We start from the raw sequence: 21,463 nt of genomic DNA, 5'->3' as shown, positions 1-21,463 counted from the left end.
ATGCGATGCGCCATGGCGACATTTCCAGCAGCCCGGACACGGTGGGCGTTGCTGTCGTGAACTACAAGATGCCGCGCCTGCACAGCAAGGCCGAGGTTATCGATAACGCAAAGAAAATCGCCGAGATCATCATCGGCATGAAACAGGGCCTGCCTGGCATGGACCTGGTGGTGTTCCCCGAATACAGCACCATGGGGATCATGTACGACCACGACGAAATGATGGCGACCGCCGCGAGCATCCCCGGCGAAGAGACGGCGATTTTCTCGGCCGCGTGCCGCCAGGCCAACACCTGGGGCGTGTTTTCCCTGACCGGCGAGCGGCATGAAGACCACCCGCACAAGGCGCCATACAACACGCTGGTGCTGATCAATCACCTGGGCGAGATTGTGCAGCGTTACCGCAAGTGCATTCCGTGGTGCCCGATCGAAGGCTGGTATCCCGGCGACCGCACTTACGTGTGCGAGGGGCCCAAGGGCATGAAGGTGAGCCTGATCATCTGCGATGACGGCAACTACCCGGAGATCTGGCGCGACTGCGCGATGAAAGGCGCCGAACTGATCGTGCGTTGCCAGGGCTACATGTACCCGGCCAAGGAGCAGCAGGTGCAGATGTCCAAGAGCATGGCGTGGGCCAACAACTGTTATGTGGCCGTGGCCAACGCGGCGGGGTTTGACGGGGTGTATTCGTACTTCGGGCACTCGGCGATCATTGGTTTTGATGGGCGCACGTTGGGTGAGTGTGGCGAAGAGGAGATGGGTATTCAGTACGCGCAGTTGTCGGTGTCGCAGATCCGCGATGCGCGTAGTAATGATCAGTCGCAGAACCATTTGTTCAAGCTGTTGCACCGCGGTTATACGGGGGTGCATGCGTCGGGGGATGGGGATAAAGGTGTGGCGGATTGCCCGTTTGAGTTTTACCGCACGTGGGTGCTGGATGCGCAGAAGGCTCAGGAAAATGTTGAGGGTTTTACGCGGGGGACGGTGGGGGTGGCGCAGTGTCCGGTTGGGCAGTTGCCCCATGGGGGGATCGAGAAGACGGCGGGTTAGTGGGGTGTCTGGTATTTGGGTAACGGCCGCTGGTGGTTCCGCCCTTACGGCGGGTCACTTTTGGAGGAGCGCCAAAAGTAACCAAAAGCGCTTCGCCCCACCACTCGGCACCTCGCTGGCCTACGGCCAGCGTGGTTTAACGGGGCGCTTTAGATCAAAAGCCAGATCAAAAGCAGATCAAGATCAAGAGCAGGTGGTCGAGGCTGCCTGGGCGGCTTGCGATGTGTGCTGAGGTGGTTTTTCTTTAACTGGCTGGCAGTGAGGTCGTGCATGCGTTTCACCTTTGAACCGGCTCAGGTCATGGCGTTGTTGCGCAGCCGTATTGTGGGTCAGGAGGCGGCCTTGGCGCAGGTGAGTGCCTTGCTCAAGGTGGTCAAGGCCGATATCGGCGAGCGCGACCGGCCGTTGAGTGTCAATTTGTTCATGGGCCCCACCGGGGTGGGCAAGACGGAGGTGGTGCGTTTGCTCGCGCAGGCCCTGCATGGGCGTGCCGATGCGTTTTGCCGTATCGACATGCACACCCTGGCCCAGGAGCATTACGCCGCCGCGCTGACGGGTGCGCCGCCGGGGTATGTGGGCAGTAAGGAAGGCATCAGCCTGTTCAACAGCGAGTTGATCCAGGGCACTTACAGCCGACCGGGGATTGTACTGTTCGATGAGTTGGAAAAAGCCAGCCAGGAGGTGGTGCGCAGCCTGTTGGGCATCCTTGAAAACGGTCAGCTGACGCTGGCTGGCGGCAGCCGCACGCTGGACTTTCGCAACAGCCTGATCTTCATGACCAGCAACATTGGCGCGCAGCAGGCGCGGCAACACCGCCAGCGGTTTACCCAGGGTTGGCGTCGGCTGGTGCGCGGCTGGGTGCGCCGGGAAGCCAGTGTGTTGGAGGAAGCCTTGCACCGTCACTTCGAGCCGGAGTTTCTCAACCGTATCGACCGGATTCTGATGTTCGAGCCCATCGACCAACAGTGGCTGCAGGCGCTGCTGGAGGTCGAGCTGGCCAAACTCAACGCCCGCCTGGCCGTGCAGCATCGCTCGTTGACGCTCGATACCGCAGCGCGCAGTTGGTTGTGTCGCCAGCACGATGCGCGGTTTGGCGCTCGGGCCTTGGGCCGGCGTCTGCGGGTGGAGCTTGAACCGGCGATTGCCGACTGCCTGCTGCAAGACCCGGCGCCGGGCGGCCTGCGGGCGACGGTGCGTGAGGGCGAGTTGCGGGTGTCCGCAGATTAGCCTTGCGCAAACCACATTAACCGCTAATATGCCCGGGTAAAACAAATAACACCCGGGTATAAAATCATGAGTCTTCAGCTCGCTCCCCGTTGCACCGCGTTTTTCGGCCACCAACGCGTGGCCACCGGTTCCTATGATGAGGTGGCCCGGATCCTGGCAAGCCTCGATCGGCCGGTGGGGGCGGTGCTGGTGTTTGATGACACCAGCGGCGCCCAGGTCGATTACCCTTGGCCAGCCGGTTATGCACCGGCGCTGCCTGTGCCTGAGGTGACTGATACCCAATCGCCATCGTCTCCCACCGTAGGCCGCCCAAAGCTGGGCGTGGTCGCGCGCGAAGTCACGTTGCTGCCCAGGCATTGGGAATGGCTGGCGCAGCAGCGTGGCGGCGCTTCGGCGGCGTTACGTCGGCTGGTGGACGAAGCCCGCAGCGCCCATGCCGAACGGGACGCCCTGCGCCAGGCCAAGGAAGCCAGCTACCGTTTCATGAGTGCCATCGGCGGCGACCTGCCGGGTTTCGAGGAGGCCTCGCGGAGCTTGTTTGCCGATGACAGCGCCGGGTTTTCCCACGTGATCGCGCAATGGCCGGTTGACGTACAGACGTACCTGGCTTGGCTGGCGCGCAACGCCTTTACCGCCCCATTGCACTGAGAGCGCTCATGGATGTGATCAAGCAACGACCGTTGTGGCAGGTTTACCTGATTTTTTTGGCACCGATGGTGCTGTCCAATTTCCTGCAGACGTTTTCCGGCACGCTCAACGGGATCTACGTGGGGCAATTGCTCGGCACCCAGGCGCTGGCGGCCGTGTCGGGGATGTTTCCCATCGTGTTTTTCTTCGTGGCCCTGGTGATCGGCCTGGGGGCGGGCGCCTCGGTGCTGATCGGGCAAGCCTGGGGCGCGCGGGAACTGGGCATGGTCAAGGTCATTACCGGTTCTACCCTTACCCTGGGGGCGTTGGTCGGCGTGGCCGCGGCGGTGCTCGGTAGCCTGTTCGCACGCCAGGCGCTGATCGGTTTGGGCACGCCGCTGGACGTGCTGGACGCCGCCGTGGGCTATGCCTCGGGGCTGATGATGATCATGCCGCTGCTGCTGGTGTTCATTCTGTACACCCAGTTGCTGCGCGGCGTGAGTGACACCGTGTCGCCGCTGCTGGCGCTGATGGTTTCGACGTTGGTGGGGCTGTTGCTGACCCCCGCGCTGATCCGCGGTTGGCTGGGGCTTGCGCCCATGGGCATTGAAAGTGGGGTGTATGCCGGGCTGGTCAGTAACGCCGTGGCGATGCTGTTTCTGGTGCTGCGCCTGCGCCACAAAAAACACGTGATGGCCCCCGACCGCGAGTTGTTGGCCGCCTTGCGCCTGAACCCGGCGATCCTGGGCAAGATCCTGCGCATCGGCCTGCCCACCGGCCTGCAGATGGTGGTGTTGTCGTTGTCTGAGCTGGTGATACTGGCCCTGGTCAACAGCCACGGTTCCCAGGCGACGGCCGCCTACGGGGCGGTGACGCAACTGGCCAACTATGTGCAGTTTCCGGCCATGTCGATTGCCATCACGGCCTCGATCCTGGGGGCGCAGGCCATCGGCGCCGGGCGCGTGGAGCGTATCGGGTCGATCCTGCGCACGGGCCTGTTGATCAACCTGTGGCTGACCGGTGGCCTGATCGTGTTGGGCTACGGGTTATCGCACTGGCTGCTGGGGCTGTTCATCATCGACCCCGAGGCGCTGATCAAGGCCGAACGCTTGTTGTACATCCTGCTGTGGAGCGTGCTGGTGTATGGGTTCCAGGCCGTGGTGGGCGGGATCATGCGCGCCAGCGGCGTGGTGTTGATGCCGGTGGTCATCGCCATTTTGTGCATGGTCTTTGTGCAAATGCCGTCGGCCTATCTGCTTAACGCAAGGTTTGGCCTGGAAGGTGTGTGGATGTCGTTTCCGGTGACGTACCTGGCGATGCTGGTGTCGCAGGTCGTGTATTACCGGCAGGTGTGGCGGCACAAGCAGATCAAGCGCCTGGTGTGATAAAAGGTTGCCCACATCAAGGAGGGTGGCTGTTGCCTTGAGCAGCCACTGAGACACAAAGGGCGTTAACACAATGGCAAATCCCTACGCCGAGTTGTTCCAGGCACCTGGCACTCGTGCTTTTGTACTGGCGGGCATGGTCGCCCGCATGCCGGTGTCCATGACGGGCATCGGCGTGATCACCATGTTGTCCCAAGTGCACGGCGGCTACGGCCTGGCGGGCGCCGTGGCGGCGACATTCGCCTTGGCCATGGCGTTTTGTGCACCGCAGGTCGCACGCCTGGTAGACCGTTATGGCCAGGGCCGCGTGCTGCCCATTGCCGCTTCCATCGGCGGCGGTGCGCTGTTGATGTTATTGCTGTGCACCCGCTTGCAGGCGCCAAACTGGACGTTGTTTGTGTTCGCCGCGCTGGCCGGGTGCATTCCCAACATGTCTGCCATGGTGCGGGCGCGCTGGACCGAGCTGTACCGCGGCCAGCCCAGGCTGCAAACCGCGTTTGCGCTGGAGTCGGTGATCGACGAGCTGTGCTTTATCGTCGGCCCGCCCGTCTCGGTGGGCCTGAGCGTGGCATTGTTTCCGGAAGCCGGGCCGCTGGTGGCGGCGGTACTGCTGGCGGTGGGCTTGACCCGCTTTGTGTTGCAGCGCCATACCGAACCCACCGTGCACGCCTACCAGGCGCATCACGGGCGCTGGCTGATCGCCTCGCCGTCGGTGGCGGTCTTGATGCTCTTGCTGATGGCCATGGGCGTGATCGTCGGCGTGGTCGATGTGGTCAGCGTCGCCTTCGCCCAGCATCAGGGGCAACCGGCGGCGGCCAGTATCGTGCTGTCGGTGTACGCCATCGGCTCCTGCCTGGCGGGCCTGGCGTTTGGCGCGCTCAAGCTGTCGCTGCCGCTGCCCCGGCAATTTCTGTTCTGTGGCATTGCCACGGCCCTGACCACCTTGCCGCTGTTGCTGGTGACCCACATTCCCGGGTTGGCGGCGGCGGTGTTCGTCTCCGGGCTGTTCTTTGCCCCGACCCTGATCGTGTCCATGGCCCTGGTCGAGCGCATCGTCCCGCCCAGCCGCCTGACCGAAGGCATGACCTGGCTGATCACCGGCCTGAGCATCGGCGTGGCCATCGGTGCCGCCAGCTCTGGCTGGATGATCGACCATTTCGGCGCCCCGAGCGGGTTCTGGGTGGCGCTGGGGGCAGGGGCGGTGGTGCTGTGGGCGGCGGTGTTGGGTTATCGGCGGTTGGGGTAGCTGCTGGCCGGGGATCTTTGAGATAGCGCACCTTTCAGGGCTGGTGGGTGCGCGTGAAGGATGGCGATACCTGGGGTGCTTGTTGCGTGTTGAGGTAATCATCCACGGCGTTTTTAAAAGCGCGCTCCAGTTCACTGATTGTGCCCCCCTCGTAGCTGACCAACGCCTTGATAAACAGAAGTTTGCCAAACAGGCAATCGTCTTCAGGGCTGACGTCGATTGAGCCGGTGTGACCTCTGTATTTCAAAAAGTCTTTCATCGTTGCCGTTCTCCTCGTTTCAACGTTTTGTTGAGACTGCGCTGGGCAACTTAGGGCGCGCGCGGCGTAATCAATATCGGATGCGTGCTGTTTTTTCGTAGGACGCTTCTCGGCTTCCCCCGCTAATTTTTCCCTCCCCGGTTCGTTTTATAGGGACGACGTGCCTTTGCGCTCCCCGCCTATTGTTCCGGATCCCAACAAATGAACGCTGAAGACTCCTTGAAACTCGCTCGCCGGTTTATCGGGTTGCCCCTGGAAAAACGCCAGGTGTTTCTCCAGGCCTTGCACAGGGAAGGGTTGGACTTTTCCCGGTTTCCGATTCCGGCAGGGGTGGAGGCCGAGGACCGTCAGGCGTTGTCTTATGCGCAGCAGCGGATGTGGTTCTTGTGGCAACTGGACCCCGCCAGCGGCGCCTACAACCTGCCCGGCGCGGTGCGGCTCAAGGGCGCCTTGAACCTGCAGGCCATGGAGCAGGCATTCGCCAGCCTGGTGGCACGCCATGAAACCCTGCGCACGGTGTTCCAGCGCCAGGCCGACGACCGTTTGTGGCAGGTGGCGGCGCAGCCTTCGCTGGCCATCACGCCTGAAGACTTCAGCCACTATGCCTGCGCCGAGCGCGAGCAGGCGGTGAGCGAGGCGGCCACCCGTGAGTCGTTGCAGCAGTTCGACCTGGAAAACGGCCCGCTGCTGCGGGTCAAGCTGCTCAAGCTGGCCGAGAACGAGCATGTGCTGCTGCTGACCTTGCACCACATCGTCTCGGACGGCTGGTCGATGAACGTGTTGATCGACGAGTTCATCCGCTGCTACGACGCCTTTGCACGCAACCAGGCGCCCAGCCTCGCACCGCTGCCGATCCAATACAGCGACTACGCCCTGTGGCAACGCCGCTGGCTGGAGGCGGGGGAGCAGGCCCGTCAGCTGGAATACTGGCAGGCCCGCCTGGGCGATGAACACCCGGTGCTGGAACTGCCCACCGATTACCCGCGGCCTGCCAGGCCCAGTTATCAGGGCACCCGGCACAATTTTGCGATTGATCCGGCGCTGGCCGCACAACTGCGCCGCTGCGCGCAGCAGCACAACGTCACGCTGTTCATGCTGCTGCTCGGCGCGTTCAACGTACTGCTGCACCGTTACACCGGCCAGGAAGACATCCGCATCGGTGTGCCGATCGCCAACCGCAACCGTGGCGACGTCGAAGGGCTGATCGGCTTTTTCGTCAACACCCAGGTGCTGCGCACCGAGCTGAACGGGCAGACCCGCGTCAGCCAGTTGCTGCAAGCCATCAAGGAGCACGCCCTCGGCGCCCAGGCGCATCAGGAATTGCCATTCGAGCGCCTGGTCGAAGCGCTGAAAGTCGAGCGCAGCCTCAGTCACACGCCGTTGTTCCAGGTGATGTACAACCACCAGCCGCAGGTGGCAGACCTCGCCTCGATCACCACCGCCTCCGGTCTTGAGCTGTCGTCGCTGGAGTGGCAGGGCCGTACCACCCAGTTCGACCTGACCCTGGACACCTTTGAAAAGTCCGGCACGCTCCACGCGGCGTTGACCTACGCCAACGACCTGTTCCACGCCGCCACCATCCAGCGCATGGCCGATCATTGGCTGGCGCTGCTGCAGGCCATGGTTGCCGAGGGCGATCAGCGGGTGGGCGAGCTGGCGATGCTCACGCCACAAGACCGGCATGTGCTCGTGCAGGAGTGGAACCAGACCGCCCAGGCGTACCCCACCGAGCGCGCCGTGCACCAATTGATCGAAGACCAGGTGCAACGCACCCCCGACGCACCGGCGCTGGTGTTTGGCAGCACCACCCTGAGCTACGCCCAGCTCGATGCGCGGGCCAATCAGCTGGCCCGGGCCTTGTGCGAACAGGGCGTGGGCCCGGACGTGTTGGTGGGTATCTGTGTCGAGCGCTCCGTGGAGATGGTCGTGGGCCTGCTGGCCATTCTCAAGGCGGGCGGTGCCTATGTGCCGTTGGACCCGGAATACCCTCGCGAACGCCTGGCCTACATGATCGAAGACAGCGGCATCACGCTGCTGCTCAGCCAGCAATCGCTGCTGGCGACGTTGCCGGTCGACGCGGTGACGGTGATCGCCCTGGACCCGCCCGCCGAGTGGCTGGCGGCCTACAGCCCGCAGCCCCTGGCGGTGCCGGTGCAGGCGCTCAACCTGGCGTATGTGATCTACACCTCCGGTTCCACCGGCAAGCCCAAAGGCGCGGGCAACAGCCATCGCGCGCTGGTCAACCGCCTGTGCTGGATGCAGCAGGCTTATGGCCTGGATGCCAGTGACGCCGTTTTGCAGAAAACCCCGTTCAGCTTTGACGTGTCCGTGTGGGAGTTCTTTTGGCCGCTGATGACCGGCGCACGCCTGGTGGTCGCCGCGCCCGGCGAGCACCGTGAACCGGCCCGCTTGATCGACACCCTCAACCGGCACGCGATCACCACGCTGCACTTCGTGCCGTCCATGCTTCAGGCGTTTATCCATGAGCCGGGCGTCCAGGCCTGCACGGGCCTCAAGCGCATCGTGTGCAGCGGCGAAGCCTTGCCGCTGGACGCGCAGTTGCAGGTGTTCGCCAAGCTGCCGGGCGCCGGGCTGTACAACCTGTATGGCCCCACCGAAGCGGCCATCGACGTGACCCACTGGACCTGCCTCGACGAAGGCGCCGACAGCGTGCCCATTGGCCGTCCTATCGCCAACCTCGCCACCTACGTGCTGGATGCCCAGTTGAACCCGGTGCCTGCGGGTGTGGCAGGGGAGTTGTACCTGGGCGGTGTCGGCCTGGCCCGCAGTTACCACCGTCGCCCGGCGCTGACCGCCGAGCGTTTTGTGCCGGCGCCGTTCGCACCGGGCGAGCGCCTGTACCGCACCGGCGACCGTGTGAAGCAACGCGCCGACGGGGTGATCGAGTACCTGGGGCGCCTGGATCATCAAGTCAAACTGCGCGGCCTGCGTATCGAACTGGGCGAAATCGAAACCCGCCTGATGCAACACGCGTGGGTGCGCGAAGCGGTGGTGCTGGTGCACGGCGCCAAGCAACTGGTGGCGTACCTGGTGCTGGAGGGCGACGAGCCGTCCACGCCGTGGCAGCCGCAGCTCAAGGACTGGCTGCTGGGCAGCCTGCCCGAATTCATGGTGCCGACTCACCTGATGGTGCTGGATAAGCTGCCGGTAACGGCCAACGGCAAGCTCGACCGCAAGGCACTGCCCTTGCCGGACGCCGCGCCGCAACACGCGTTCGTCGCCCCGCACAATCCCCTGCAAAAAGCCTTGGCGGCGATCTGGTGTGACGTGCTGGGGGTTGCCCAGGTGGGCCTGGAAGACAACTTTTTCGAGCTGGGCGGTGATTCGATCATTTCCATCCAGGTGGTCAGCCGAGCGCGGCAGGCGGGCATCCGCCTCAGCCCGCGCGACCTGTTCCAGTACCAGACCGTGCGCAGCCTGGCCTTGGTTGCCACCTTTGAAGACCGGGCGTGTATTGACCAGGGGCCGGTCACTGGCGAGGTCATCCTGACCCCGGTGCAGCAGGGCTTTTTCGAGCAGGCCATCCCTGTGCGATCGCACTGGAACCAGTCCTTGCTGCTGACCCCGCGCGAGCCGCTGGACGCCACCCGGCTGGACGCGGCCCTGACCGGCCTGATCAACCACCATGATGCCTTGCGCCTGCGGTTCACCGAGCACGCCGAAGGCTGGCAGCAGTCGTATGGCGCGCCCGTCGAGGCGTCGGGGCTCTGGCAGGCCCGCGCCGAAAACGACCACGAACTGGCGGCCTTGTGCGAAGAGGCGCAGCGCAGCCTCGACCTGCAACACGGCCCGCTGATGCGCGCGGTAGAGGTGCAGATGGCGGACGGCAGTCAGCGCCTGTTGCTGGTGGTCCATCACCTGGCGGTGGACGGCGTGTCCTGGCGCATCCTGCTGGAAGACTTGCAGCACGCCTACCGCACCCCCGGGCAATGGCCCGCCAAGACCAGCGCCTACCAACACTGGGCGCAGCAGTTACAGGCCCACGCCCAGACGCTCGACGCGCAACTGCCGTACTGGCTTGCCCAAACCCACGACGCCGAGTTGCCCTGTGACAACGCTCAGGGCGGCCTGCAAAACCGCCTGGGTGAAAAGGTAGACGTACGCCTGGACGCCGACCTGACCCGCCAACTGCTGCAAACCGCACCGGCGGCCTATCGCACCCAGGTCAACGATTTGCTGCTCACCGCCCTGGCCCGTGTGGTGGGGCGCTGGAGCGGGAAGGACGGCGCGTTGATTCAACTCGAAGGCCATGGCCGTGAAGACCTGTTCGACGACCTGGACCTGACCCGCACGGTGGGTTGGTTCACCAGCCTGTTTCCCCTGCATTTGCAGGCGGGCGGCGAGTGGCCGGTGGCGATCAAGGCGGTCAAGGAGCAGTTGCGCGCAGTGCCGCACAAAGGCATCGGGTACGGCCTGCTGCGCTACCTGGCACAACCGCAGGCACGCCAGGCGCTTGCCGGGTTGGCGGCGCCGCGCATCACCTTCAACTACCTGGGGCAGTTCGACCGTCAGTTCGATGAGTCGGCACTGTTTGTGCCTGCCACGCAAGGCAGCGGCCAGGCCCAGGACCCCGAGGCGCCGCTGGCCAACTGGCTCACCGTGGAAGGCCAGGTCTACGGTGGCGAGCTGACCTTGCAGTGGGGCTTTAGCCGCGAGATGTTCAACGCCTCGACGGTCCAGCGCCTGGCGCACGACTACATCGAGGAGCTGACTGGCCTGATCCAGCATTGCTGCGCGGCCCAAGCCGGGCAGGTCACGCCGTCCGACTTCCCGCTGGCCCGCGTCACCCAGCAGCAACTGGATGCGCTGCCGGTCGACGGGCCCGCCATGGCCGACCTGTATCCGCTGTCGCCGATGCAGCAAGGCATGTTGTTCCATACCCTGTATGAGCCCCAGGCCCAGGCCTACATCAACCAGCTGCGCCTGGACATCGACGGCCTCGACCTGTTGGCCTTTGGTCGCGCCTGGCAGGCGGCGGTGGACCGGCACGACATTTTGCGCAGCAGCTTCCACTGGGAGGGCCTGGACAGCGCGCATCAGGTCATCCGCCAGCAGGTCGACTTGCCGTTGCAGGTGATCGACGACGTCAACGCCAACACCGACGCCCTGGCCGAGGCCGAGCGGGCGCGCGGTTTTGCGCTGGATACCGCGCCGCTGTTGCGCCTGATGCTGGTGCGCGGCCCCGGCAGCCGCTGGCACCTGATCTTTACCAGCCATCACCTGTTGATGGACGGCTGGAGCAACGCCCAGCTGCTCGGCGAAGTGATTGCCCACTACGCCGGTCAAGCGTTGCCGGCCCCGCTGGGGCAATTTCGCGATTACCTGGCGTGGCTGCAGCAGCAAGTGCCCGCCGAAGGGGAGGCGTTCTGGAGAAATGCGCTGGCGCCGTTGCAGACCCCCACCCTGTTGGCCGCCGCCTTGCGCGCCCCGCAGGACGCGGCGGGCATGGCGGATTACCCGGTGAGCCTGGACGGCGCTTTCACTCAACGCCTCGGCGCGTTCGCCCGCCAGCACAAAATCACCCTCAACACCTTGCTGCAGGGCGCCTGGAGCCTGCTGTTGCAGCGCTACACCGGGCACGACTGCGTGGCCTTTGGCGCCACGGTTGCCGGGCGCTCGGCGCCGTTGCCCGGGATCGAGCAGCAACTGGGCCTGTTTATCAACACCTTGCCGATGATCAGCAGCGCCTCACCGGCGCAATCGGCCGCCGCGTGGCTGACCGAACTGCAAGCCCTCAACGCGAGCCTGCGCGACCACGAACATGTACCGCTCTACGACATCCAGGCCTGGGCCGGGCAGCCGGGCGGGGCCTTGTTCGACACCTTGCTGGTGTTTGAAAACTTCCCCGTGGCCGCTGCGCTCAAGCGTGGCGCGCCCGCCGGGCTGACGTTTGGCCAGATGCACAATCACGAACGCACCAACTATCCGCTGACGCTTGGCGTGGAGCTGGGTGACCGCCTGCGCCTGGAGTTCAGCTATGACCGGGCGCGTTTCAGCGCGCCGCAGGTCGAGCAATTGAGCGCCAACTTGCAACACCTGTTGCACCAGTTGATGGCCAACGCCCAGGCGCCGCTGGGCACCCTGCAATTGCTGGACGACAGCGGGTGCCGCCAGGCGCTTGCCTTGAGCCAGTCGCCGCGCGACGTGCTGCGCCATGACCGCGTACACGAACGCTTCGCCGCCCAGGCCGAGGCCACCCCGGCGGCGCTGGCCGTGCAGGCCGGGCGTGAGCAACTGACTTACCGTCAGCTCAATGAGCGCGCCAACCGCCTGGCGCATCACTTGCTGGCGCAGGGCGTGGGCCCCGGGCAGCGCGTGGGCCTGGCGTCGCGCCGGGGCCCGCAACTGATCGTAAGCCTGTTGGCGGTGCTCAAAAGCGGCGCGGCCTATGTCCCGCTGGACCCAAAATACCCCGCCGAACGCCTGGCCTATATGCTCGCCGACAGCCGCCTGGACCTGCTGCTGTGCGAAACCGGCCTGCTGGCTGACCTGCCGTTGCCCCAGGCCTTGCGCCGGGTGGAGGTCAGCCCCTCGGGTGACGAGCTGGGCGCCTACCCGGCCACCAACCCGCCGAGCCGGTCGAGCGCCGCCGACCTGGCCTACGTGATCTACACCTCAGGCTCCACCGGCCAACCCAAGGGCGTGGCGATCGATCACGCCGCCCTGGGTCAGTTCTGTGAAACGGCGGTGCACTACAGCGTGCTGTCGAGTGAAGACCGCGTGCTGCAATTTGCCACGTTCAGCTTTGACGGGTTTGTCGAGCAGTGCTACCCGCCGCTGTGTGTGGGGGCTGCGCTGATCATGCGCGGCGATGAGTTGTGGGATGCCGGGCAACTGGCGCGGGAAATCGTCGAGCAGGGCGTGACCCTGACCGACTTGCCGGCCGCCTACTGGTTCCTGCTGGCCAAGGAATGTGCCCTCGACGGCCGCTCCCTGGGCAAGCTGCGTCAGGTGCACGTGGGCGGCGAGGCGATGGCCGTCGAAGGCGTGCGTGCCTGGCACGCCGCCGGGTTGGGCGCGGTGCGCCTGCTGAACACCTACGGCCCCACCGAGGCCACCGTGGTGTCCAGCGTGCACGACTGCCAACTGGCAGATGCCAGTGACGCGTTTGGCATGCCGATTGGCCAGGCCATTCAGGGCCGCGCACTGTATGTGCTCGACAGCGCTTTTGAGCTACTGCCGGCCGACGCCGTGGGCGAGTTGTGCATCGGTGCGCAGGAGGGCCTGGCCCAGGGCTATTTCGACCGCCCGGCGCTGACCGCCGAGCGTTTTCTGCCCGACCCGTTTGCCCGCGTGCCGGGCGCCCGGCTCTATCGCAGCGGCGACTTGGCGCGCTACAACGGGAGCGGCGCACTGGAATACGTTGGGCGTATCGACCATCAGGTGAAAATCCGTGGGTTGCGCATCGAGATGGGCGAGATCGAAGCCGTGCTGCAAGCGCTGCCGCAGGTGCGCGAAGCGGCGGTGATCGCCCATGAGGGCCCCACCGGGGCACAACTGGTGGCCTACACCGTGGCCGCCAGCGGCATGCAGCTCGACACCGCCGCGCTGGCCCGCCGCGTGGGCGAGTGCCTGCCGGACTACATGGTGCCCGCCCACTGGGTGGTGCTGGACGCCTTGCCGCTGAACAACAACGGGAAGCTCGACCGTCGCGCATTGCCCAAGCCGGACCTGAGTCAGGCTGGCGAAGCGTATGTGGCCCCGCACACCCCGTTGCAGCAGGCGTTGGCCACGATCTGGCAAGCCGTGTTGCAGGTTGAACAGGTGGGCCTGGACGACCACTTCTTCGCCCGCGGCGGCCATTCGTTGCTGGCCACACAGGTGATTTCCCGCGTGCGTCACACCCTTGCGCTGGAAGTGGCGCTCAAAGTGTTGTTCGACCACCCCACACTGCGCGGCTTTGCGCAGGCCTGCGAAGGGCTCGCCGTGCAGCACAGCGCGCCGATGCAGGCGCTGGAGCGCGGCCGCCCGCTGGCGTTGTCGTCGGCCCAGGAACGCCAATGGTTCCTCTGGCAACTGGACCCCACCAGCGCCGCCTACCACGTGCCCACCGCGCTGCACCTGCGCGGCGAGCTGAATGTGCCCGCGCTGGAGCAGGCGTTTGCGGCACTGGTGATGCGCCATGAGGCCCTGCGCACCACCTTTGTGGAAGAGGGCGAGCGCGCCTGGCAGGTGATCCACCCCACGCTGCACGTGCCAGTGGAGCAGGAGGCGGTGGACGCCGCGCTTATCCAGCGCCAGGTGGAGCAGGAAATCCGCCGTCCCTTCGACCTGTTCAGCGGCCCGCTGATGCGCGTGCGCTTGCTGGCGATCGAACCTGCGCACCATGTGCTGGTGATCACCCAGCACCACATCATTTCGGATGGCTGGTCGATGCAGATCCTGGTGGACGAGCTGATCCAGCTCTACGCCGCCGCCTGCCAGGGCACCTCTGCCAGCTTGCGTGCGTTGCCCCTGCAATACGCCGACTACGCGGCGTGGCAGCGCCAATGGATGGCCGAGGGCGAAAGTGCCCGGCAACTGGCGTACTGGCGCGAAAAACTCGCCGGGGAGCAGCCTGTGCTGGAGCTGCCCTTGGACTTTGCACGCCCGGCCGAGCAAAGCTTTAACGGCGCACGCCTGGACTTCACCTTGCCCGCCGAACTGACCAGCCGTTTGCAGGCGCTGGCCCGGCAACAAGAGGTGACGCTATTCAGCGTATTGCTGGCCTCGTTCCAAGTGCTGTTGCACCGCTACAGCGGGCAGGCCGATGTGCGCGTCGGCGTGCCAGTGGCCAACCGTAACCGCATGGAAACCGAAGGCCTGGTGGGCTTTTTCGTCAACACCCAGGTGCTGCGAGCCGAGGTGGACGGGCTGGCGCCGTTTGGCGACTTACTGCACCAGGTGCACCGTTCGGTGCTCGACGCCCAGGCCCATCAAGACCTGCCGTTCGAGCAACTGGTGGACGCCCTGCAACCCCAGCGCAGCCTGAGCCACAGCCCGCTGTTCCAGGTGCTGTTCAACCACCAGCACCGCGAACCGCAGGTGACCCAACTGCCCGGGCTGGCCATCGAAGGCATCGCCTGGGACAGCGGCACCGCACAATTTGACCTGACCCTGGACACCGCCGAAGTGCCCGGCGGCCTGGCCGCCTCCCTGACCTATGCCACCGACCTGTTCCGCCACGGCACCGTTGCGCAACTGGCCCGCCACTGGCAGAACCTGCTGGCCGCGGTGGTGGAGCAACCGAGCCTGGCGGTCGCCGAACTGCCGTTGCTGGACGCCGCCGAACGCCAAGTGATGCTGGGCGACTGGAACAGCCTTGAGTTGGCCCAGCCCTGCGACACGCTTATCCATGCGCTGATTGAGGCCCGCGTGGCAGCGCACCCCGATGACCTCGCGATGCTGGTGGGCGAGCAATCGTTCGACTATCGCCAGCTCAACGCACGCGCCAACCTGTTGGCGCGGCGTTTGCGGGCGCGTGGCGTGGGCCCGGAAGTGCGCGTAGGCGTGTTGCTGCCGCGCTCGGCGCAAATGGTCGTGGCGTTGCTGGCGATCCTCAAGGCCGGTGGCACCTACGTACCGCTGGACCCCAACTACCCGGCCGACCGCCTGGCCTACATGCTGGAACACAGCCGCGCCCGCCTGGTGCTCACCGACGTGCCCGGGCAGGGCGGCGCAGTGGAAGAGCTGATCGTCAGCGATCGCAAGGTTGACCCGCACGCCCCGGAATGCGCCGACCTCAAGCCCCTGGCCAGCGCCGATAACCTGGCCTACGTGATCTACACCTCGGGCTCCACCGGCACGCCCAAGGGCGTTGCCATCAGCCATCGCAACGCCGTGGCGCTGATCCAGTGGGCGCAAGGGGTTTACCGCCGCGAAGACCTGCAAGGGGTGCTCGCGTCCACCTCGATCTGTTTCGACTTGTCGGTGTGGGAGCTGTTCGTGACCCTGGCCAGCGGCGGGTTTTTCATCCTGGCCGAAAACGCCCTGGCGCTGGCAGAACTGCCCGCCCGCGAGCGGGTCACGCTGATCAACACGGTGCCGTCGGCCATCGCCGCGTTGCACCAGGCCGGGCACCTCCCGGCGAGCGTGCGCATCATTAACCTGGCGGGCGAACCGCTCAAGCAGACTTTGGTGGACGCGCTGTACCAGCATGCGCCGCTGGAGCATGTCTACGACCTGTACGGCCCCTCCGAGGACACCACCTACTCGACCTACGTGCGCCGGGCCGCCGGTGGCCAAGCCAGCATTGGCCGACCATTGACGGGCAGCGACGCGTACGTGCTGGACGGGCAATTGCAGCCGGTGCCGGTGGGGGTGGCGGGTGAGTTGTACCTGGCCGGGGCCGGGATCGCGCGGGGCTACCTGCTGCGCCCGGACCTGACGGCAGAGCGGTTTGTGCCCAACCCGTTCGGGGGTGGCGAGGCGCGCTTGTACCGCACCGGTGACCTGGTCCGCTACCTGCCCGACGGGCAGCTCCAGTACGTGGGGCGTATCGACCACCAGACCAAAGTGCGCGGCTTTCGGATCGAGTTGGGGGAAATCGAGAAGCGCCTGCTGCAACATCCACTTATCGAAGAAGCCGTGGTGGTGGCCCATGACGGCGAGCAGGGCACGCGCCTGATCGCCTACCTGGTGCCCCAGCCGCAGGCCGCGCAGGACCTGCAGGCGTTGGCGCGTGATTGGGTGCGCCAGGCGCTGCCCGACTACATGGTGCCCGCCCAGTGGGTGAGCCTGGCGCACTTGCCGCTCACGCCCAACGGCAAGCTGGACCGCAAGGCTCTGTCGGTGCCGCCGTTGCAGGCCGCGCAGGCCGGTTACCAGGCCCCGTGCAATGCCATCGAGCAAGGCTTGGTGACGATCTGGCAGGACGTGCTCAAGCTGACCGAGGTGGGTGTCACCGACAACTTCTTTGAACTGGGCGGCGACTCGATTGTGTCGATCCAGGTCGTCAGCCGGGCCCGTGCGGCGGGCATTCACATCACCGCCAAGGCGCTGTTCGCCCACCAGACCGTGCAAGGGCTGGCCCGCGTCGCACGGCAGGCGCCTATCGGGGCGCACGTCGACCAGGGGCCGGTCGAGGGGCCCACGCCGTTGTTGGCGATTCAACAGGACTTCTTCGCCCAGCCGATCACCGACCGCCATCACTGGAACCAGTCGGTGCTGCTGCGCCCTGCGCAGGCCTTGAACGCCAAGGCGCTGGAACAGGCGTTGCAGGCCGTGCTGGCGCATCACGACAGCTTGCGCCTGAGCTTTACCGAACACGCCAGTGGCTGGGCCGCGCAGCACCTGCCGACGGGTGCCGTGCCCGAGCTGTTGTGGCAAGCCGCGGTGGCCGACGCCGCCGAGCTAGAACACCTTGGGCTGCGCGCCCAGCGCTCGCTGCACCTACAGCAAGGGCCGCTGATGCGCGCCGTGCTGGCGCAAATGGCGGACGGCAGCCAGCGCCTGTTGCTGGTGGTGCACCATTTGGCGGTGGACGGCGTATCGTGGCGGATCCTGCTGGAAGACCTGCAGGCCGCCTATCGCCAGGCGCTTGAGGGCCAGGCGCTGCGCTTGCCGCCCAAGACATCGGCGTTCAAGCACTTTGCCGAACACCTGCAAACCTACGCCCGCACACCGGCCGTGCAGGCAGAGCTGGCGTACTGGCAGGCCCAGGCCGCCGACGCTGAATTGCCGTGCGACCGCCCAGCAGGCAGCCTGGAAAACCGCTACGCGACCACGGTGCAGAGCCGCCTGAGCGCGCCGCACACCCGCCAGTTGCTGCAAGAAGCCCCAGCGGCGTACCGCACCCAGGTCAACGATTTGCTGTTGACCGCCTTGGCACGGGTGATGACGCGCTGGAGCGGGCAGGGCAGCCTGGCCCTGCAACTGGAGGGCCATGGCCGTGAAGAACTTTTTGACAGCCTCGACCTGAGCCGCACCGTGGGCTGGTTCACCAGCCTGTTCCCGCTGCGCCTGACGCCCGGCGACACGCTGGACGCGTCGATCAAGGCGATCAAGGAGCAACTGCGCGCCATCCCCCACAAAGGCATCGGCTTTGGGGCCCTGCGTCACCTGGGGGATGAGGCCTCGCGCGCCGCCTTGAGCGTGCTGGCGCCGCCGCGCATCACCTTCAACTACCTGGGGCAGTTCGACAGCCAGTTCGATGAAACCTCGCTGTGGCTGCCCGCCCCGGAACCGGCTGGTGCGGAGCAAGGCGCGCAGGCGCCGCTGGGTAACTGGCTTTCGCTCAACGGCCGCGTGTACGGCGGCGAGTTGAGCCTGGACTGGAGTTTCAGCACGCAGATGTTCGATGAGGCCACCGTGCAACGGCTGGCGGACGATTACGCGGTGGAGCTCGAGGCGTTGATCGCCCATTGCTGCACGGGCGGGGCGGCCGGTGTTTCACCGTCGGACTTCCCCCTGGCCGGGCTGAGCCAGGCGCAGCTGGACGCCCTGGACGTACCGGCCCGCGAGCTGGCGAACATTTACCCCTTGGCACCCATGCAGCAAGGCATGCTGTTTCACAGCCGACTGGAGCAGGACAGCGGCGATTACATCAACCAGATGCGCGTCACCGTGCACGGCGTGGACGTCGAACGGTTCCGTGCGGCCTGGCAAGACAGCGTGCAGGCCCACGATGTGTTGCGCACCCAATTTGTGTGGGAGAGCGCGCACCCGCAGCCCTTGCAGATCGTCAAGCGCCACGCCGAACTGCCGTTTACCGTGCATGACTGGCAGGCGCGCCCGCACCTGGCGTCTGCGCTGGATGCCCTGGCCGCCGAGCAACGCCAGCAGGGCTTTGACCTGGCCCAGGCGCCGCTGCTGCGCCTGGTGTTGGTGCGCACCGCCCAGGACCGCCATGAACTGCTCTACACCAGCCATCACATCCTGATGGACGGCTGGAGCAATTCGCAGCTGCTGGGCGAGGTGTTGCAGCGTTACAGCGGGCAACCGGTCGCCGCGCGTCCAGGTGGCTACGGTGACTACATCGCCTGGCTTCAGCGCCAGGACAGCGCCGCCAGCCAAGCGTTCTGGACGCAGCAGTTGGCCGCGCTGCAAGAGCCCACGCTGTTGGCGCGCAGCCTCGGTGGCTCGCCAGGTGACGCGGGCAGCGGGCATGGCAGCCACGAGCAACGCCTCGACCCTGCCGCCACCCAGCACCTGGGCGCGTTTGCCCGGGCTCGCAAAGTCACGCTCAACACCCTGGTGCAAAGTGCCTGGCTGCTGTTGTTGCAGGGCTACACCGGCCACGCGACGGTCGCCTTTGGCGCGACGGTGTCCGGGCGCCCGGCCGACTTGCCGGGGGTGGAGCAACACGTCGGCCTGTTCATCAATACCTTGCCGGTCATCGCCACCCCCGACAGCAAACAACACCTGGGTGACTGGTTGCAGGACGTGCAGCGCCTGAACCTGGCCATACGCGAACACGAACAAACGCCGCTGTTCGACATTCAACGCTGGGCCGGGCACGGCGGCGCGGGCTTGTTTGACAGCCTGCTGGTGTTTGAAAACTACCCGGTGTCCCAAGCCCTGGAACAGGGCGCCCCGGCCGGCATGCGCTTTGGCCAGGCCAGCAGCCACGAGCAGACCAGCCTGCCGCTCACCGTGCTGGTGGACGCGGGCCAGACGCTGTCGTTGCAGTTTGCCTATGACCGCCAGCAGTTTGCCGGTGACTTCATCGCGCAACTGGCCGGTCATCTGCAGCACCTGTTGTTGCAAATGGCCGACAGCGGCGAGCAAGCGCGTGTCGGCGACTTGCGGGTGCTGGACGACCACCAGCGTCGCCACATCCTGCAGGACTGGAACGCCACGGCGGTGGCTTACCCCCTGGACCGCAGCATTCAGCAGCGCATACAAGACCAGGTACAACAGAGCCCGAATGCCACCGCCCTGGTGTTTGCCGACCAGCACCTGAGCTACGCCCAGCTCAACGCCCGGGCCAATCGCCTGGCCCATAAGCTGATCGAGGCCGGCATAGGCCCGGACCAATTGGTGGGCATCGCGCTGGAGCGCTCGGTGGAAATGGTCGTGGGCCTGTTGGCCATTCTCAAGGCGGGCGGCGCCTATGTGCCGCTGGACCCGGAATACCCCGAGGACCGTCTGCGCTACATGATCGAAGACAGCGGCGTGTCACTGGTGCTGACCCAGGCCGGTGTGGTGGATGAACTGCCGGTGCCGCAGGGCGTACAGACCTGGCTGCTGGAGCCGTCTGCGCCCTGGCTTGAGGCTTACAGCAGCGCCGACCCGCAGGTGGCGGTGGACGCCGAGCACTTGGCCTATGTGATCTACACCTCGGGTTCCACTGGCAAACCCAAAGGTTGCGGCAACCGCCATGGGGCGTTGACCAACCGGCTGTGCTGGATGCAAGAGGCCTATGGCCTGGGCCCCACGGATGCGGTGCTGCAAAAGACCCCGTTCAGCTTTGACGTGTCGGTGTGGGAGTTCTTCTGGCCGTTGATGACCGGCGCTCGCCTGGTCGTCGCAGCGCCCGGTGATCACCGTGACCCGGCGCGCCTGGTCGAGCTGATCAACCGTGAGCAGGTCACCACGCTGCACTTTGTGCCCTCGATGTTGCAGGCGTTTATGCAGACCCCGCAGGTGGACAGCTGCGTGAGCCTGCGCCGTATCGTGTGCAGCGGCGAGGCATTGCCGGTCGACGCTCAGCAGCAGGTGCTCGCCCGCTTGCCCGGCGCTGGTTTGTACAACCTGTACGGGCCCACGGAAGCTGCGATCGACGTGACCCATTGGACGTGCCGCGACGAAGGGCGGGACGCGGTGCCTATCGGCCAGCCTATCGCCAACATGGCGTGTTTCATCCTGGACGCCAACCTGGAGCCGGTCGCCGCCGGTGTGCTCGGTGAGTTGTACCTGGCGGGGGCGGGGCTGGCGCGCGGTTATCACCAGCGCCCGGCATTGACCGCCGAGCGGTTTGTGGTCAGCCCGCTGGGCGGCGGCGAGCGGATGTACCGCACCGGGGACCTGGCACGCTATCGCGCCGACGGGGTGATCGAGTACGCGGGGCGGATCGACCATCAGGTCAAGCTGCGCGGCTTGCGCATCGAGCTGGGCGAGATCGAAGCGCGGTTGCTCGAACATGAGCAGGTGCGCGAAGCGGTGGTGGTGGCGGTGGATAACGCGGTGCTGGTGGCGTATGTGGTGCCGCTTGCCGAGGTGGCGGACGCCGTCGAGTTCGCCACTGCGCTCAAGCTGCACGTGGGCCAGGCACTGCCGGGCTATATGGTGCCCAACCATGTGCAGGCGCTGGCGGCGATGCCACTGAGCCCCAACGGCAAGCTCGACCGCAAGGCGTTGCCCAAGCCCGACGCCGTGGCGGCAGCGGCCTTTGTCGCGCCCGACACCGAGTTGGCGCAACAGGTGGCCGGCATCTGGCAGGCGGTGCTCGACGTGCCGCAGGTGGGCCTCGACGACAACTTCTTCGCCTTGGGCGGGCATTCGTTGCTGGCCACGCAGGTGGTCATGCAGATCCGCCAGCAGTTGGACCTGGAGGTGCCGCTCAAGGTGTTGTTCGGCGCGCACAACCTGCGGGCGTTCTGTGACCAGCTACAGGGGCTGCAAGGCGATCTACAGCCGTTGCAGGATGAACTGACTAAATCTCTGGAGGCCCTCAAACGTCTATCAGCCAATGATCTTGAGAAACTGATTTCTTAAATTGAGGGCTATG

General features: G+C 65.7%; 6 protein-coding genes and 1 pseudogene. 6 read left to right on the top strand and 1 reads right to left on the bottom strand.

Annotated features, from left to right (window positions below; genetic code table 11):
* Nucleotides 1-5: 5 nt before the first annotated feature.
* The 5 genes from ACW9H9_RS11170 (at nucleotide 6) to ACW9H9_RS11150 (ending at nucleotide 5,534) form a co-directional block, all read left to right on the top strand.
* A complete protein-coding gene (locus tag ACW9H9_RS11170; protein WP_457343211.1) occupies nucleotides 6-1,049 on the top strand; it encodes an aliphatic amidase in 1,044 nt (347 codons plus the stop codon).
* Between the two features lie 270 nt (nucleotides 1,050-1,319).
* Nucleotides 1,320-2,276, top strand: coding sequence for an AAA family ATPase (locus ACW9H9_RS11165; protein ID WP_457343210.1), 957 nt, complete (start codon nucleotides 1,320-1,322; stop codon nucleotides 2,274-2,276).
* Nucleotides 2,277-2,342: 66 nt separating this feature from the next.
* Nucleotides 2,343-2,924, top strand: a complete 582-nt coding sequence (locus tag ACW9H9_RS11160) for a DUF2239 family protein (protein ID WP_457343209.1) — start codon at nucleotides 2,343-2,345, stop codon at nucleotides 2,922-2,924.
* A gap of 8 nt (nucleotides 2,925-2,932) precedes the next feature.
* Nucleotides 2,933-4,288, top strand: coding sequence for an MATE family efflux transporter (locus ACW9H9_RS11155; RefSeq protein ID WP_457343208.1), 1,356 nt, complete (start codon nucleotides 2,933-2,935; stop codon nucleotides 4,286-4,288).
* A 73-nt stretch (nucleotides 4,289-4,361) separates the two neighbouring features.
* Nucleotides 4,362-5,534 (top strand): MFS transporter, encoded by a 1,173-nt coding sequence (locus ACW9H9_RS11150; protein ID WP_457343207.1) that lies wholly within the window; start codon nucleotides 4,362-4,364, stop codon nucleotides 5,532-5,534.
* A gap of 61 nt (nucleotides 5,535-5,595) precedes the next feature.
* Here the strand turns inward: ACW9H9_RS11150 and ACW9H9_RS11145 are convergent.
* A pseudogene (locus ACW9H9_RS11145) lies at nucleotides 5,596-5,793 on the bottom strand (type II toxin-antitoxin system HicB family antitoxin); the annotation flags it as partial.
* A 201-nt stretch (nucleotides 5,794-5,994) separates the two neighbouring features.
* On the opposite strand from ACW9H9_RS11145, the gene ACW9H9_RS11140 reads away from it, so the two are divergent.
* The gene (locus ACW9H9_RS11140; RefSeq protein WP_457343206.1) at nucleotides 5,995-21,450 is read left to right on the top strand and encodes a non-ribosomal peptide synthetase; all 15,456 of its coding nucleotides are present in this window, start codon (nucleotides 5,995-5,997) and stop codon (nucleotides 21,448-21,450) included.
* Nucleotides 21,451-21,463: the final 13 nt, after the last annotated feature.

The organism is Pseudomonas sp. SDO5215_S409 (assembly GCF_054071325.1).
Note: the sequence above shows the minus strand (reverse complement) of the source record. Positions and strands in the feature narration are given on the sequence as shown.

Bases quoted from the DNA above. Each gene is read 5' to 3' on its own strand.
- ACW9H9_RS11170 (WP_457343211.1), top strand. From the start codon at position 6: ATGCGCCATGGCGACATTTCCAGCAGCCCGGACACGGTGGGCGTTGCT.
- ACW9H9_RS11165 (WP_457343210.1), top strand. From the start codon at position 1,320: ATGCGTTTCACCTTTGAACCGGCTCAGGTCATGGCGTTGTTGCGCAGC.
- ACW9H9_RS11160 (WP_457343209.1), top strand. From the start codon at position 2,343: ATGAGTCTTCAGCTCGCTCCCCGTTGCACCGCGTTTTTCGGCCACCAA.
- ACW9H9_RS11155 (WP_457343208.1), top strand. From the start codon at position 2,933: ATGGATGTGATCAAGCAACGACCGTTGTGGCAGGTTTACCTGATTTTT.
- ACW9H9_RS11150 (WP_457343207.1), top strand. From the start codon at position 4,362: ATGGCAAATCCCTACGCCGAGTTGTTCCAGGCACCTGGCACTCGTGCT.
- ACW9H9_RS11140 (WP_457343206.1), top strand. From the start codon at position 5,995: ATGAACGCTGAAGACTCCTTGAAACTCGCTCGCCGGTTTATCGGGTTG.